Below are 11547 nucleotides of genomic sequence, written 5' to 3'. Positions count from 1 at the left end.
GCAGAGGGCGGCTCGGCCGAACCCGCCCGCAAGCGCCGCCGCCGCCGCCGCAAGCCGGGCGGTGGTGCCGGCGATGCGCCTGCCACCGGCGGCAATGCCGGCGAATGAGCCCGGCGCCGAGGCCTTCGTCGGCCTGGGCGCGAACCTGGGCGATGCCCGCGCGACGCTGACCCAGGCGCTGGCCGAGCTGGCCGCGCTGCCGGGCGTCGATTCGCTGCAGGCCTCGCCGCTGTACCGCACGCAGCCGGTCGATGCGCAGGGGCCTGATTTCATCAATGCCGTCGCGCGGCTGCGCACCACGCTGTCGCCGCTGGCATTGCTCGCCGGCCTGCAGGCCATCGAGGCGGCGCATGGCCGTGAGCGGCCGTACCGCAACGCGCCGCGCACGCTCGACCTCGACCTGCTGCTGTACGGCGAGCAGGTGATCGGCCTGCCGGCGCTGGCCGTGCCGCACCCGCGCATGCACCTGCGGGCCTTCGTGCTCGCGCCGCTGGCCGACCTGGCGCCCGACCTCCTCATCCCCGGACGGGGCCGCGTCGCGGCGTTGCTGGCCGGCCTCGACCCCCAACCCCTCTCCCGGATCGACCCATGAATGCCATCCCCGTGTCGGTGCAGACCGTCGTGCTGCTGATCGCGTCGAACGTCTTCATGACGGTCGCCTGGTACGGCCACCTGAAGAGCCTGGCCGACAAGCCGTGGTTCGTCGCGGCGCTGATCAGCTGGGGCATCGCGCTGTTCGAGTACCTGCTGCAGGTGCCGGCCAACCGGATCGGCTATGCCGGCGGCTTCTCGCTGGCGCAGCTGAAGATCACGCAGGAGGTCATCACGCTCGGCGTGTTCGTGCCGTTCGCGATGATCTACATGGGCCAGCCGTTCAAGCTCGACTACGTGTGGGCCGGGCTGTGCCTGGTCGGCGCGGTCTACTTCATCTTCCGCTCGTGAATGTTCCGATGAGCACGGGCCTGGAGCGCTTCCGCCACATCGCGATCGAGGGGCCGATCGGCGTCGGCAAGAGCTCGCTGGCGCGCCGCCTGGCGGCTCATCTGGGGGCCGAGACGATGCTGGAGCAGGCGGAAGAGAACCCGTTCCTCGAACGCTTCTATGCCGACCAGCCCGGCTACGCCTTCCAGACCCAGGTGTTCTTCCTGTTCCAGCGCCTGCGCCAGGTGCGCTCGCTGGCGCAGCCGGGCATGTTCTCGCAGGCGGTGGTCAGCGATTTCGTGTTCGCCAAGGATGCGATCTTCGCGCGGCTGAACCTGAGCGACGAGGAGTACGGGCTGTACAGCCAGATGTATGGCCAGGTCGCGCCGCAGGTGCCGCAGCCCGATCTCGTGCTCTGGCTGCAGGCGCCGACCGCAACGCTGCAGCAGCGCATCCAGCGCCGCGCGATCGCGATGGAGCAGCGCATCGCTGCCGACTACCTCGAGCGCCTGGCCGATGCCTACGCGAGTTACTTCGAAGGCTTCGATGCGGCGCCGGTGCTGGCCGTCAACACCGAGCACTTCAACCCGATCGAGCGCGAGTCCGACTGGCGGGCGCTGCTGGACCGGCTGGCCGGCTTCCAGGGCCCGCGCGAGTTCTTCGACCCCGGCGCGCAGCCCCGGCTGGCCTGAACCGCCCGGCTACACTGCGCCCAGTGAAAATTTGGTGACAGCGCGACGACGGCGCGGCCGATCCCCAGGAGACCCCGATGCTGTTTGGCAAGCTGCTGCCGCGCGAAGGCAATTTCTTTGAGCTGTTCAACCAGCACGCCGCGTTCATCGTCGAAGGCGCGCGCGCCTTCATCGCGATGATCGAGAACTACAACGACCTCAACCTGCGCGAGAAGCATGCGAACGAGGTGGTGGCCGCCGAGCGCGCCGCCGATCGCATCACCGCCGAGGTCAACCGGCTGCTGCACAAGACCTTCATCACGCCGATCGACCGCGAGCAGATCCATGGCCTGATCAACGCGATGGACGACATCGTCGACCTGCTGCAGGACGCCACCGAGACCATGCAGCTGTACGACGTGCGCACGATGACCGAAGAGGTGCTGCGCCTCGGAGACCTGAGCGCCAAGTGCTGCGAGCGCGTGCAGCACGCGGTGTCGCTGCTGCCCCGGCTGAACCAGTCCGACGCGAGCGAGGCCGCGATCAAGACCTGTGAGGAGATCGACAAGCTCGAGTCCGATGCCGACCGGGTGATGCGCGCCGCGATGTCGAAGCTGTTCCGCGAGGAGAAGGACGTGCGCGAGCTGATCAAGCTGAAGGCGATCTACGAGCAGCTCGAATCGATCTCCGACCGCTGCGAGGACGTGGCCAACCTGATCGAGGGCGTGGTCCTCGAGAATTCCTGATCCGGCGGGCCCCCGATGCAATCGGTCCAGGTCGCCTTCTGGGTGGTGGCGCTGCTGGTGGCGCTGGCCATCGTCTTCGATTTCATGAACGGTTTCCACGACGCGGCGAATTCCATCGCCACCGTGGTGTCCACCGGCGTGCTGAAGCCGCAGCAGGCGGTCATCTTCGCCGCGTTCTTCAACGTGCTGGCGATCTCGGTGTTCCACAACCTGACGGTGGCGGCCACCGTCGGCAAGGGCATCGTCGTGCCGGGCGTCGTCGATCACCACGTGGTGTTCGGTGCGCTGATCGGCGCGATCGTCTGGAACGTCGTGACCTGGTGGTACGGCATTCCGTCCAGTTCGTCGCACGCGCTGATCGGCGGCATCTGCGGCGCGGTGATCGCGAAGGCCGGCATCGGCGCGCTGGTCGGTGGCGGCCTGCTGTGGATCGTCGCCTTCATCTTCATCTCGCCGGCGCTCGGCTTCCTGCTGGGTTCGCTGGCGATGGTGGCGGTGGCCTGGATCTGCCGGCGCAGCTCGCCGCTGCGCGTGGACAACTGGTTCCGCCGGCTGCAGCTGCTGTCGGCCGGGCTGTACAGCCTGGGCCACGGCGGCAACGACGCGCAGAAGACCATCGGCATCATCTGGATGCTGCTGATCGCCACCGGCTACGCGGCAGCCGATTCGAAGGCACCGCCCGGCTGGGTGATCGGCAGCTGCTACCTGGCGATCGGGCTGGGCACGATGTTCGGCGGCTGGCGCATCGTGCTGACGATGGGCCAGAAGATCACCAAGCTGAAGCCGGTCGGCGGTTTTTGCGCCGAGACCGGCGGTGCGATGACGCTGTTCCTTGCGACCGCGCTCGGCATCCCGGTGTCGACCACGCACACCATCACCGGCGCGATCGTGGGCGTCGGCTCGGTGCGGCGAGCGTCGGCGGTGCGCTGGGGCGTCGCGGGCAACATCGTGTGGGCGTGGATCTTCACGATCCCGGCCGCCGCCTTCGTGGCCGCGATCGCCTACTGGGCCAGCTTCACGATGTTCCCCTGAAGAATCACTGGCTGATCTTCCGGGCTTCCTCGACCTGGTACTCGAAGTAGCGCTGGCCGCCGAACGCGATCGTCGCCATCAGCACGGTGGCGCCCAGCAGCAGCGCGATCACGACGCCGATCACCGCGGCCCAGCCGGCCGGAGTGACGGGCTCGCCGCGGTTGAAGCGCAGGCTCCACTTCTCGTCGGGCATCAGGCCGTAGACGATGGCGGCCAGCATCGCCGCCGCGATCGCGATGCCCAGCAGCGGGATCAGCGCCCACGAGAGCGGGTCGTCCTGGCCGATGCGGATCACGCGCAGCACGCCATAGGCGCCGATCAGCGTGGGCACCGGCCAGAGCCAGGCCCACACGTCGCGCGGGCCGTGCAGGTAGAAGCGGTGCAGCCCGAGGCTGCCGCCGACCAGCGCGATCCAGGTCGCGAGTGTCTTCGATTTCGCCATGATCACTGGCCCGCCGCCGGCGGCACGGCATCGCCGGTGCCGAGCGCGCGCTGCATCAGCACCACGTCGAGCCAGCGTTCGAACTTCCAGCCGGCGGACTTCAGCAGCCCGGTGTGCTCGAAGCCGAGGCTGCGGTGCACGCCGATCGATCCGGCATTGGCCGAATCGCCGATCACCGCCAGCATCTGGCGTGCACCGAGCGCCTCGCACTGCGCCATCAGCTCGGCCAGCAGCTGCTTGCCGGCGCCCTGGCCGCGGGCGGCATCCGACAGGTAGATCGAGTCCTCGAGGCAGAAGCGGTAGGCGCGGCGCGGGCGGAAATGGTTCGCGTAGGCGTAGCCCAGCACCTCGCCGTGGCGTTCGGCGACCAGCCACGGCAGGCCCTTGGACAGCACGTCGTCGCGGCGGCGGGTCATCTCGGCGAGGTCGGGTGCCTCGAGCTCGAAGGTGCCGGTGCCGTGCAGCACGTTCCAGCCGTAGACGGCGGTGATGGCGGGGAGGTCGGCGGCCGTGCTGGCGCGAATCGTGATGGGGCTCTCGGACATATTGGCTGGCGGGGTGATCTGGCGAGTTTATAATGCCGGGTTTCGGTGACGGTCGACCCGGAGGGTTGGCGTATCTACGGCACCGACCTCCGATCTGCTTGCCCTGAGTGTCTCCTGGTGCGGTGGATGTTTTCGACAATCTCAAGGAAACAACATGGTCGTGATTCGACTCGCACGTGGTGGCGCCAAGAAGCGTCCGTTCTACAACATCGTCGTCGCTGACTCGCGCGTCCGCCGTGACGGCCGCTTCATCGAGCGCGTCGGCTTCTACAACCCGGTGGCGTCCGGTGGCGAGCAGCCGCTGCGCGTCGCGTTCGACCGCATCGAGCACTGGGTTGCCCACGGCGCCCAGCCGTCGCCGACGGTGGCTCGCCTGGTCGAGCAGGCCAAGGCCGCGACGCCGGCTGCTGCTGCAGCCTGAGTGCCGCCGAGAACGTGTCGATGACCACCGCGCCGGGGCTTGCCGGGATGTCTGATCCCGCGTGGCCCGAGGATGCGGTGGAGATCGGCAGGGTTCTCGATGCCTGGGGCGTGAAGGGCTGGATCCGCGTCCAGCCTTTCGCGGCAGATCCCCAGGCCCTCTTTTCTTCGCGCCGGTGGTTCCTGAAACCGCCGGAGCCGCAAGGCGTGAAGCTTCCGGCGACCGCCGCAGCGGCCTTCCCGCCCTTGCTGAAGGTCGTGCAGGTCAAGGAGCACGGCGATGGCGTCGTGGCCCAGGTGCAGGACGTCGCCGACCGCAACGGGGCCGAGGCCCTGCGCGGTGCGCGCATCTTCGTCGGCCGATCGAGCTTCCCGACCGCCGGCAAGGACGAGTACTACTGGGTCGACCTGATCGGCATGACGGTCGTGAACCGCGAGGGCCAGACCCTCGGCACGGTGGCCGGCCTGATCGACACCGGCCCGCACAGCGTGCTGCGGCTGGCCGCGGCGACGCCGGCCGAGGAGCGGCTGATCCCCTTCGTCGGCGCCTATGTCGACGACGTCAGCCTGGCCGAGCGCCGCATCACCGTCGACTGGGGCCTGGACTACTGATCCCCCCGCTGATGCGCTTCGACGTCGTCACGCTGTTTCCCGAACTGTTCTCGCCGCACCTCACCGTGGGCGTGACGCGCCGCGCGTTCGAATCCGGCCAGGTCGACGTGCGGCTGTGGCCGCTGCGCGACTTCGCCGACGACAACTACCRCCGCGTCGACGACCGGCCGTATGGCGGCGGGCCCGGCATGGTGATGCTGGTCGAGCCGCTGGAGCGTGCGCTCACCACCATCCGCGGCGAGCGCGCTGACGGGGCGAGCGTTCCGGTCGTGCACTTCACGCCGACCGGCCGGCGCATCGATCAAGCGGTGATGCGCGAGTTCGCGGCCGGCTCCGGTGCGGTGCTGCTGTGCGGCCGCTACGAGGGCATCGACCAGCGCTTCATCGATCGCCATGTCACGCTGGAGCTGAGCCTGGGCGATTTCGTGCTGTCCGGCGGCGAGCTGCCGGCGCTCGCGCTGCTCGACGGCGTGGCCCGGTTGCAGGACGGCGTGCTGGGCGATGCGCAGTCGCACCAGCAGGACAGCTTCTCCGACGGCCTGCTCGACTGCCCGCACTACAGCCGCCCCGAAGTGCTCGACGCCGCGACCGGCCCGGACCCGGTGCCGCCGGTGCTGCTGTCGGGGCATCATGCCGACATCGCCCGCTGGCGGCGCGAGCGCTCGCTCGAGATCACCGCCCGGCGCCGCCCGGAATTGATCGCCGCCGCCCGCGCGCGTGGCGAACTGAGCAAACTCGACGAGAAGTTCCTCGCCGGCCTCGGGCTATAATCGCAGGCTTTTCGATCCTCTACCGGGCGTGGCCGCCTTCTTCTTGAGTGGCCACATCAAAATCAGCAACCGCGCCGGCAAGATCACAGGAGAACCCCATGGACCTGATCCAGACCCTCGAGCAAGAAGAAATTGCTCGCCTCAACAAGACCATTCCCCCCTTCGCTCCCGGCGACACGGTGATCGTCAGCGTCAACGTCGTCGAAGGCACCCGCAAGCGCCTGCAGGCCTACGAAGGCGTCGTGATTGCCAAGCGCAACCGCGGCCTGAACTCCAGCTTCATCGTGCGCAAGATCTCCAGCGGCGAAGGCGTGGAGCGTACGTTCCAGCTGTACAGCCCGCTGATCGCGACGATCGAGATCAAGCGCCGTGGCGATGTGCGCCGCGCCAAGCTGTACTACCTGCGCGACCGTTCGGGCAAGTCGGCTCGCATTAAAGAGAAGCTCGCCTGATCCGTACCCGCGTACGGTCATGAAGAAGCCGCCTCCCCGAGGCGGCTTTTTTCTTGTCCAATCGATCCATGCCGCTGAGCTTCAACCCGCTGGAACTGCCCGTCGAGGGCATCGACGATCACCTCCCTGCCATCGCGTTGCCGCACCTGTCGCCCGAGGCCCTGCGCAGCCGCTTCCTCGCGCCGCCGGCCTGGTCGCCGGAGATTGCCGCCGAGCGCGCCTTCGGGTCCCGCGCGCCGGCCCACGCCTCGGTGCTGGTGCCGCTGGTGCAGCGCGAGGTGCTGTGCGTGGTGCTGACCCAGCGCACCGACCACCTGACCGACCACCCCGGCCAGATCAGCTTTCCCGGCGGCCGTGCCGAGTCGTACGACGCCGACGCGGTCGACACCGCCTTGCGCGAGGCGACCGAAGAAATCGGCCTCGCGCGCGACTACGTCGACGTGCTCGGCAGCCTCCCCACCTACACCACCGGCACCGGCTTCATCGTGACGCCGGTGGTCGCGCTGCTGCGCCCGGGCTTCGCGATCCAGGCCGATCCGTTCGAGGTCGCCGAGGTGTTCGAGGTGCCGCTCGCCTTCCTGATGAGCCCGGCCAACCACCGCCGGCACAGCGTCGAGGTGGGCGGCGTGCGGCGCGAGTTCCTGTCGATGCCGTGGACCGGCGTCGGCGCCGACGGCCGTCCGCGCCAGTACTTCATCTGGGGGGCCACCGCCGCGATGCTGCGCAACCTGTATCGCTTCCTCGCCGCGTAGCCGTCGCCGGACGGGGCCTCGCCGCTATCATCGCGGGCCATGAGTTTCTTCGCCGTCCTGTTCGCGCTGCTGATCGAGCAACTGAAGCCGCTGCCGCGCCGCAACTTCGTGCACGACGGCCTGACCGGCTGGATGCGCTGGACCGGCCGCAACTTCGATGCGGGCCAGGACCACCACGCCTGGGTCGTCTGGTGCGTGACGACGCTGGTCCCGGCGCTGCTGGCCTGGGCCGTCTTCGCGGTCGTCGTGCGCTTCAGCCTGGTCGCGGCACTCGCCTGGAACGTCGTCGTGCTGTACCTGACGATGGGCTTCCGGCAGTTCAGCCACTACTTCACCGACATCCGCGACGCACTCGAGCGCGGCGACGAACTCACCGCACGCCGGCTGCTGGCCGAATGGCGCCACCTCGACGCCAGCGAGTTGCCGCGCGCCGAGCTGCTGCGCCACGTGATCGAGCATTCGCTGCTGGCCGCGCACCGCCATGTGTTCGGCGTCTTCTTCTGGTTTGTCGTGCTGTCGACGCTCGGCCTCGGGCCGGCCGGCGCGGTGTTCTACCGCATGGCCGAATTCGCGAGCCGCTACTGGGCCTTCAAGAGCCGCACCGTCGGTGCGCCGGTCAACGAGCGGCTGCTCGCGCTGTCGCAACGCCTGTTCGGGCTGATCGACCACCTGCCGGCACGGCTGACGGCCTTCGGCTTCGCGGTGGTCGGCAATTTCGAGGAGGCGGTCTCGTGCTGGCGCCGCGATGCCGGGCTGTGGAAGCACGCGAACGAGGGCATCATCCTGTCGGCCGCGGCCGGTGCGGTGGGCGTGCAGCTCGGCGGCAGCGCGGCGCCGGGCGTTACGCCCGACCGCTCGAAGACCTTCGACAGCGGAGCGCCGGACGAACTCTCGAACGCCGAAGGCTCGACGCCCGGGGCGCCGCCGCAGACCGGCCACCTGCGCAGCATCGTCGGGCTGGTCTGGCGCTCGGTGGTGCTGTGGATGCTGCTGCTCGCGCTGCTCTCGTTGGCCAACCTGATCGGCTGATCAGAACCGCTGCCGGCCCAGTTCGTCGCGGATCTCGCCGTAGATGCGGTGCCGCGATTCGCTGATCTCGCCGCGCGCCAACGCGGCCAGCACGCCGCAGCCGGGTTCGTGCTGGTGCGTGCAGTTGTAGAACTTGCAGTCGGTGGCGGCCGCGCGGATGTCCGGCATCAGCATCGCGAGCTGCTGCGCCTCGATCTGCCGCAGCCCGAATTCCTGGAAGCCCGGCGAATCGATCAGCCCGGTCGTGCGCTCGGCATCGAGCCAGTACCACTGCGTCGACGTCGTCGTGTGGCGGCCGGAGTTCAGCGCGACCGAGATGTCGCCCACCTGCGCACGCGCGTCCGGTGCCAGCAGGTTGATCAGCGTGCTCTTGCCGGTGCCGCTCGGCCCCAGCACCAGCGTCGCCTGCCCGGCCAGCAGCGGGCCCAGGCGGTCGCGCGCCTCCTGCGGCCGGGTCTTCAGCGCCAGTTCGATCACGTCGATGCCCATCGCGCTGTACGGCTTCAGCCGCTCGCGCGCGGCGGCGATCTGCGGCAGGTCGGACTTGTTCAGGATGATGCGTGTCGGGATGCCGGCGCTCTCGGCCGCGATCAGCGCGCGCGCGAGCTGCGATTCGCTGAACACCGGCTCGGCGGCCACCAGCACCAGCAACTGGTCGAGGTTGGCGGCGAACGACTTGGTCTTCCACTCGTCCTGGCGGAACAGCAGGTTGCGCCGCGGGTCCACATGCTCGATCACGCCTTCGTCGCCGGTGACCTGCCAGCGCACGCGGTCGCCGACCACGCAGTCGCTCTTCTTGCCGCGCGGGTGGCAGACGATGCGCTCGCCGTCCGGCGTCTCGACGATGTAGTGGCGCCCGTGGCCGGCGACCACCAGCCCGGTGTCCAGCGCGACCGCGTGGCTCAAGCGAGGAAGGCGACGAGCGCGTCCGCCTTGGCCGCGCAGATGAAGTCGTTCAGCGAGATGCCGCCGACCGAATGCGTGTTGAAGCGCGCGACGCAGCGGTCGTAGCTGACGGCCAGCTCAGGGTGGTGGTCTTCGCTGTGGGCGATCCAGGCCAGCGCGTTCACGAACGCGATCGTCTCGTGGTAGTTCTTGAAGCTGAAGGTCTTCTCGATCGCGCCTTCATTCAGGTGCCAGCCGCTGACTTGCGCCAGGTGGCTGCGGACCTCGTTCGGGCCCATCGCGTCGGCGCCTTCCAGCGCCTTGCATTTCAGGTGCAGCAGGTTGCTCATGGTTCAGCTCGGTTGTGGGTGCGCCTGGGGGCGCGTCTGCGATTGAAGGGCCGCCAGGCGCTCGGTGGCCGGCGGATGGGAGTAGTAGAAGCGCGCGTACACCGGGTCCGGCGTCAGCGTCGTCGAATTGTCCTCATGCAGCTTCAGCAGGGCCGCGGCAAGGTCTTGGCCGTCCGCCTGCGAGCAGGCGTAGGCGTCGGCCTCGAACTCGTGCTTGCGCGACACGCGCGCCGCCAGCGGCGTGGCGAACACGCTGAACACCGGCATCGCGAGCATCAGCAGGATCAGCGCCAGTGCGTCGTTCGGGGCTGCCATCGACGGCTGCACGCCCAGGCCCAGGTAGAACCAGGCCTGGTTCGACAGCCAGCCGAGCAGCCCGAAGGCCAGCAGGCTCAGCACCGTCATCGTCAGGCTGCGCTTGAGCAGGTGGCGCAGCTTGAAGTGGCCGAGCTCGTGCGCCAGCACGGCTTCCATCTCGGGCGGGCTGAGCTTGTTGATCAGCGTGTCGTAGAAGATCACCCGCTTCGATTTGCCGAGGCCGGTGAACATCGCGTTCGCATGGGCCGAGCGCTTGCTGCCGTCCATCACGTAGAAGCCCTGGGCGGTGAAGCCGCAGCGTGCCATCAGCGCGAGCGCCTGCTCCTTCAGCGAGCCGTCGGGCAGCGGCTCGAACTTGTTGTAGAGCGGCATCACGACCAGCGGGTACACCACCTGCACGAACAGGCCGAACGCCGTCCACGCGAGCCAGGCCCAGAACCACCAGTACGCGCCGGCCGCGCCCATCAGCCACAGGATCAGCGCGACGATCGGCAGGCCGAGCGCGATGCCGACCAGCGTGTTGGTGACGAGGTCGCGCACGAAGAGCTGCCAGGTCATGCGGTTGAAGCCGAAGCGCGCCTCGAGGCGGAAGGTGGCGTACAGCTCGAACGGCAGCTCGAGCACGGCGCCGATCACCGAGAACGCGAACACCAGCGCCAGCTGGTAGGCAAGGCCGCCGAAGCGCGGGGCCAGCGCATCGCGCAGCACGGCATTCAGCGCATCGAGCCCGCCGAGCAGCGTCCAGCCGAGCAGCACGACGGCGCCGAAGGCCATCGTCACCAGCCCGAAGCGGCCCTTCGCGAGCGTGTAGTCGGCGGCTTTCTGGTGCGCGTCGAGCGACACCTTGCCGACGAAGGCGGCCGGCACGGCGTTGCGGTGGGCCGCGACGTGGCGCATCTGGCGCGTCGTGAGCCACAGGCGCAGCCCGAGCGAGGCGAGCAGCGCGGCGGCGAACAGCAGGGTCAGGTGAATGGCTTGCATGGGCTGCAAGTGTAGGGCGCGGTCGGCGAGAATGCCCCCAAGGAGAAAACCATGAGCGACATCGCAAGCCCGCTGCAGCAAAGCGACCAGAACCTGATCTGGATCGACCTCGAGATGACCGGCCTCTACCCGGACACCGACCGCATCATCGAGATCGCGGTCGTCGTGACCGATGCCCAGCTGACGCAGCGCGTCGAGGGCCCGGTGTTCGCGATCCACCAGAGCGACGCGACGCTCGACGCGATGGACGCCTGGAACAAGGGCACGCACGGCCGCAGCGGCCTGATCGACCGCGTGAAGGCGTCGACCATCGACGAGGCCTCGGCCGAGGCGCAGGTGATCGACTTCCTGAAGCGCTATGTCGGCAAGAGCACCTCGCCGATGTGCGGCAACAGCATCTGCCAGGACCGCCGCTTCCTGGCGCGCACGATGCCCAAGCTGGAAGCCTTCTTCCACTACCGCAACCTCGACGTCAGCACGCTGAAGGAGCTGGCCAAGCGCTGGAAGCCGGAGATCCTCGCCGGCTTCAGGAAGGCGCAGGCCCACACCGCGCTGGCCGACATCCACGAGTCGATCGACGAGCTCGCGTACTACCGCGAGCACCTGCTGGCGAAGTAGCAG

17 protein-coding genes are annotated in these 11547 nt (G+C 68.8%); 12 read left to right on the top strand and 5 right to left on the bottom strand.

What is annotated here, in order from left to right; all coding sequences use genetic code 11:
- Window positions 1–94: 94 nt before the first annotated feature.
- The 5 genes from folK to AC1D1T_RS09330 all read left to right on the top strand — a co-directional run bounded on the left by folK (window position 95) and on the right by AC1D1T_RS09330 (window position 3370).
- Window positions 95–592: a 2-amino-4-hydroxy-6-hydroxymethyldihydropteridine diphosphokinase gene (folK, locus tag AC1D1T_RS09350; RefSeq protein ID WP_465111137.1), complete on the top strand. Its 498-nt coding sequence runs from the start codon at window positions 95–97 to the stop codon at window positions 590–592.
- The gene (locus tag AC1D1T_RS09345; RefSeq protein WP_047500693.1) at window positions 589–942 is read left to right on the top strand and encodes a DMT family protein; all 354 of its coding nucleotides are present in this window, start codon (window positions 589–591) and stop codon (window positions 940–942) included. The genes folK and AC1D1T_RS09345 overlap by 4 nt, the downstream gene beginning before the upstream one ends.
- Window positions 943–950: 8 nt before the next feature.
- Complete coding sequence (locus tag AC1D1T_RS09340) at window positions 951–1613, top strand: deoxynucleoside kinase (protein WP_477828795.1); 663 nt, start codon at window positions 951–953, stop codon at window positions 1611–1613.
- 77 nt (window positions 1614–1690) lie between these two features.
- The gene (locus AC1D1T_RS09335; RefSeq protein WP_047500697.1) at window positions 1691–2338 is read left to right on the top strand and encodes a DUF47 domain-containing protein; all 648 of its coding nucleotides are present in this window, start codon (window positions 1691–1693) and stop codon (window positions 2336–2338) included.
- A 15-nt stretch (window positions 2339–2353) separates the two neighbouring features.
- On the top strand, window positions 2354–3370 hold the full coding sequence (locus AC1D1T_RS09330) for an inorganic phosphate transporter (RefSeq protein WP_047500700.1): 1017 nt from the start codon (window positions 2354–2356) through the stop codon (window positions 3368–3370).
- 4 nt (window positions 3371–3374) lie between these two features.
- On the opposite strand, the gene AC1D1T_RS09325 is transcribed toward AC1D1T_RS09330, so the two are convergent.
- Entirely contained in the window at window positions 3375–3812 is a 438-nt protein-coding gene (locus AC1D1T_RS09325) for an NINE protein (RefSeq protein WP_047500702.1), read from the bottom strand.
- A gap of 2 nt (window positions 3813–3814) precedes the next feature.
- A complete protein-coding gene (locus AC1D1T_RS09320; RefSeq protein ID WP_047500704.1) occupies window positions 3815–4357 on the bottom strand; it encodes a GNAT family N-acetyltransferase in 543 nt (180 codons plus the stop codon).
- Between the two features lie 154 nt (window positions 4358–4511).
- On the opposite strand from AC1D1T_RS09320, the gene rpsP reads away from it, so the two are divergent.
- The 6 genes from rpsP to AC1D1T_RS09290 all read left to right on the top strand — a co-directional run bounded on the left by rpsP (window position 4512) and on the right by AC1D1T_RS09290 (window position 8392).
- The gene (rpsP, locus tag AC1D1T_RS09315) at window positions 4512–4778 is read left to right on the top strand and encodes a 30S ribosomal protein S16 (protein ID WP_047500706.1); all 267 of its coding nucleotides are present in this window, start codon (window positions 4512–4514) and stop codon (window positions 4776–4778) included.
- A gap of 20 nt (window positions 4779–4798) precedes the next feature.
- Complete coding sequence (rimM, locus tag AC1D1T_RS09310; protein ID WP_197066742.1) at window positions 4799–5389, top strand: ribosome maturation factor RimM; 591 nt, start codon at window positions 4799–4801, stop codon at window positions 5387–5389.
- An 11-nt stretch (window positions 5390–5400) separates the two neighbouring features.
- Window positions 5401–6159 (top strand): tRNA (guanosine(37)-N1)-methyltransferase TrmD, encoded by a 759-nt coding sequence (gene trmD, locus AC1D1T_RS09305; protein WP_477991798.1) that lies wholly within the window; start codon window positions 5401–5403, stop codon window positions 6157–6159.
- A gap of 98 nt (window positions 6160–6257) precedes the next feature.
- Window positions 6258–6611 carry a 50S ribosomal protein L19 gene (gene rplS / locus AC1D1T_RS09300; RefSeq protein ID WP_047500714.1) on the top strand — a complete coding sequence of 118 codons (354 nt, stop codon included), beginning with the start codon at window positions 6258–6260 and terminating at the stop codon, window positions 6609–6611.
- 68 nt (window positions 6612–6679) lie between these two features.
- The gene (locus tag AC1D1T_RS09295) at window positions 6680–7363 is read left to right on the top strand and encodes an NUDIX hydrolase (RefSeq protein ID WP_477839877.1); all 684 of its coding nucleotides are present in this window, start codon (window positions 6680–6682) and stop codon (window positions 7361–7363) included.
- Window positions 7364–7402: 39 nt separating this feature from the next.
- Window positions 7403–8392 (top strand): CobD/CbiB family protein, encoded by a 990-nt coding sequence (locus tag AC1D1T_RS09290; protein WP_047500720.1) that lies wholly within the window; start codon window positions 7403–7405, stop codon window positions 8390–8392.
- Here the strand turns inward: AC1D1T_RS09290 and rsgA are convergent, their stop codons facing one another.
- Genes rsgA through AC1D1T_RS09275 form a run of 3 tightly spaced genes read right to left on the bottom strand, consistent with a single transcriptional unit; the run spans window position 8393 to window position 10926 of the window.
- On the bottom strand, window positions 8393–9298 hold the full coding sequence (gene rsgA / locus AC1D1T_RS09285) for a ribosome small subunit-dependent GTPase A (RefSeq protein ID WP_477991797.1): 906 nt from the start codon (window positions 9296–9298) through the stop codon (window positions 8393–8395).
- A complete protein-coding gene (locus tag AC1D1T_RS09280) occupies window positions 9295–9627 on the bottom strand; it encodes a 4a-hydroxytetrahydrobiopterin dehydratase (protein WP_465111142.1) in 333 nt (110 codons plus the stop codon). The genes rsgA and AC1D1T_RS09280 overlap by 4 nt, the downstream gene beginning before the upstream one ends.
- Before the next feature lie 3 nt (window positions 9628–9630).
- Window positions 9631–10926, bottom strand: coding sequence for a M48 family metallopeptidase (locus tag AC1D1T_RS09275; RefSeq protein WP_477828541.1), 1296 nt, complete (start codon window positions 10924–10926; stop codon window positions 9631–9633).
- A gap of 51 nt (window positions 10927–10977) precedes the next feature.
- On the opposite strand from AC1D1T_RS09275, the gene orn reads away from it, so the two are divergent.
- On the top strand, window positions 10978–11544 hold the full coding sequence (orn, locus tag AC1D1T_RS09270; RefSeq protein ID WP_047500730.1) for an oligoribonuclease: 567 nt from the start codon (window positions 10978–10980) through the stop codon (window positions 11542–11544).
- Window positions 11545–11547 lie beyond the last annotated feature (3 nt).

The organism is Rhizobacter sp. P2_H3 (assembly GCF_056403355.1).
Note: the sequence above shows the minus strand (reverse complement) of the source record. Positions and strands in the feature narration are given on the sequence as shown.

What these genes read in the sequence shown, in the direction of transcription:
- folK (WP_465111137.1), top strand. Translation starts at nt 95, where the DNA reads ATGCCGGCGAATGAGCCCGGCGCCGAGGCCTTCGTCGGCCTGGGCGCG.
- AC1D1T_RS09345 (WP_047500693.1), top strand. Translation starts at nt 589, where the DNA reads ATGAATGCCATCCCCGTGTCGGTGCAGACCGTCGTGCTGCTGATCGCG.
- AC1D1T_RS09340 (WP_477828795.1), top strand. Translation starts at nt 951, where the DNA reads ATGAGCACGGGCCTGGAGCGCTTCCGCCACATCGCGATCGAGGGGCCG.
- AC1D1T_RS09335 (WP_047500697.1), top strand. Translation starts at nt 1,691, where the DNA reads ATGCTGTTTGGCAAGCTGCTGCCGCGCGAAGGCAATTTCTTTGAGCTG.
- AC1D1T_RS09330 (WP_047500700.1), top strand. Translation starts at nt 2,354, where the DNA reads ATGCAATCGGTCCAGGTCGCCTTCTGGGTGGTGGCGCTGCTGGTGGCG.
- AC1D1T_RS09325 (WP_047500702.1), bottom strand. Translation starts at nt 3,812, where the DNA reads ATGGCGAAATCGAAGACACTCGCGACCTGGATCGCGCTGGTCGGCGGC.
- AC1D1T_RS09320 (WP_047500704.1), bottom strand. Translation starts at nt 4,357, where the DNA reads ATGTCCGAGAGCCCCATCACGATTCGCGCCAGCACGGCCGCCGACCTC.
- rpsP (WP_047500706.1), top strand. Translation starts at nt 4,512, where the DNA reads ATGGTCGTGATTCGACTCGCACGTGGTGGCGCCAAGAAGCGTCCGTTC.
- rimM (WP_197066742.1), top strand. Translation starts at nt 4,799, where the DNA reads ATGACCACCGCGCCGGGGCTTGCCGGGATGTCTGATCCCGCGTGGCCC.
- rplS (WP_047500714.1), top strand. Translation starts at nt 6,258, where the DNA reads ATGGACCTGATCCAGACCCTCGAGCAAGAAGAAATTGCTCGCCTCAAC.
- AC1D1T_RS09295 (WP_477839877.1), top strand. Translation starts at nt 6,680, where the DNA reads ATGCCGCTGAGCTTCAACCCGCTGGAACTGCCCGTCGAGGGCATCGAC.
- AC1D1T_RS09290 (WP_047500720.1), top strand. Translation starts at nt 7,403, where the DNA reads ATGAGTTTCTTCGCCGTCCTGTTCGCGCTGCTGATCGAGCAACTGAAG.
- AC1D1T_RS09280 (WP_465111142.1), bottom strand. Translation starts at nt 9,627, where the DNA reads ATGAGCAACCTGCTGCACCTGAAATGCAAGGCGCTGGAAGGCGCCGAC.
- AC1D1T_RS09275 (WP_477828541.1), bottom strand. Translation starts at nt 10,926, where the DNA reads ATGCAAGCCATTCACCTGACCCTGCTGTTCGCCGCCGCGCTGCTCGCC.
- orn (WP_047500730.1), top strand. Translation starts at nt 10,978, where the DNA reads ATGAGCGACATCGCAAGCCCGCTGCAGCAAAGCGACCAGAACCTGATC.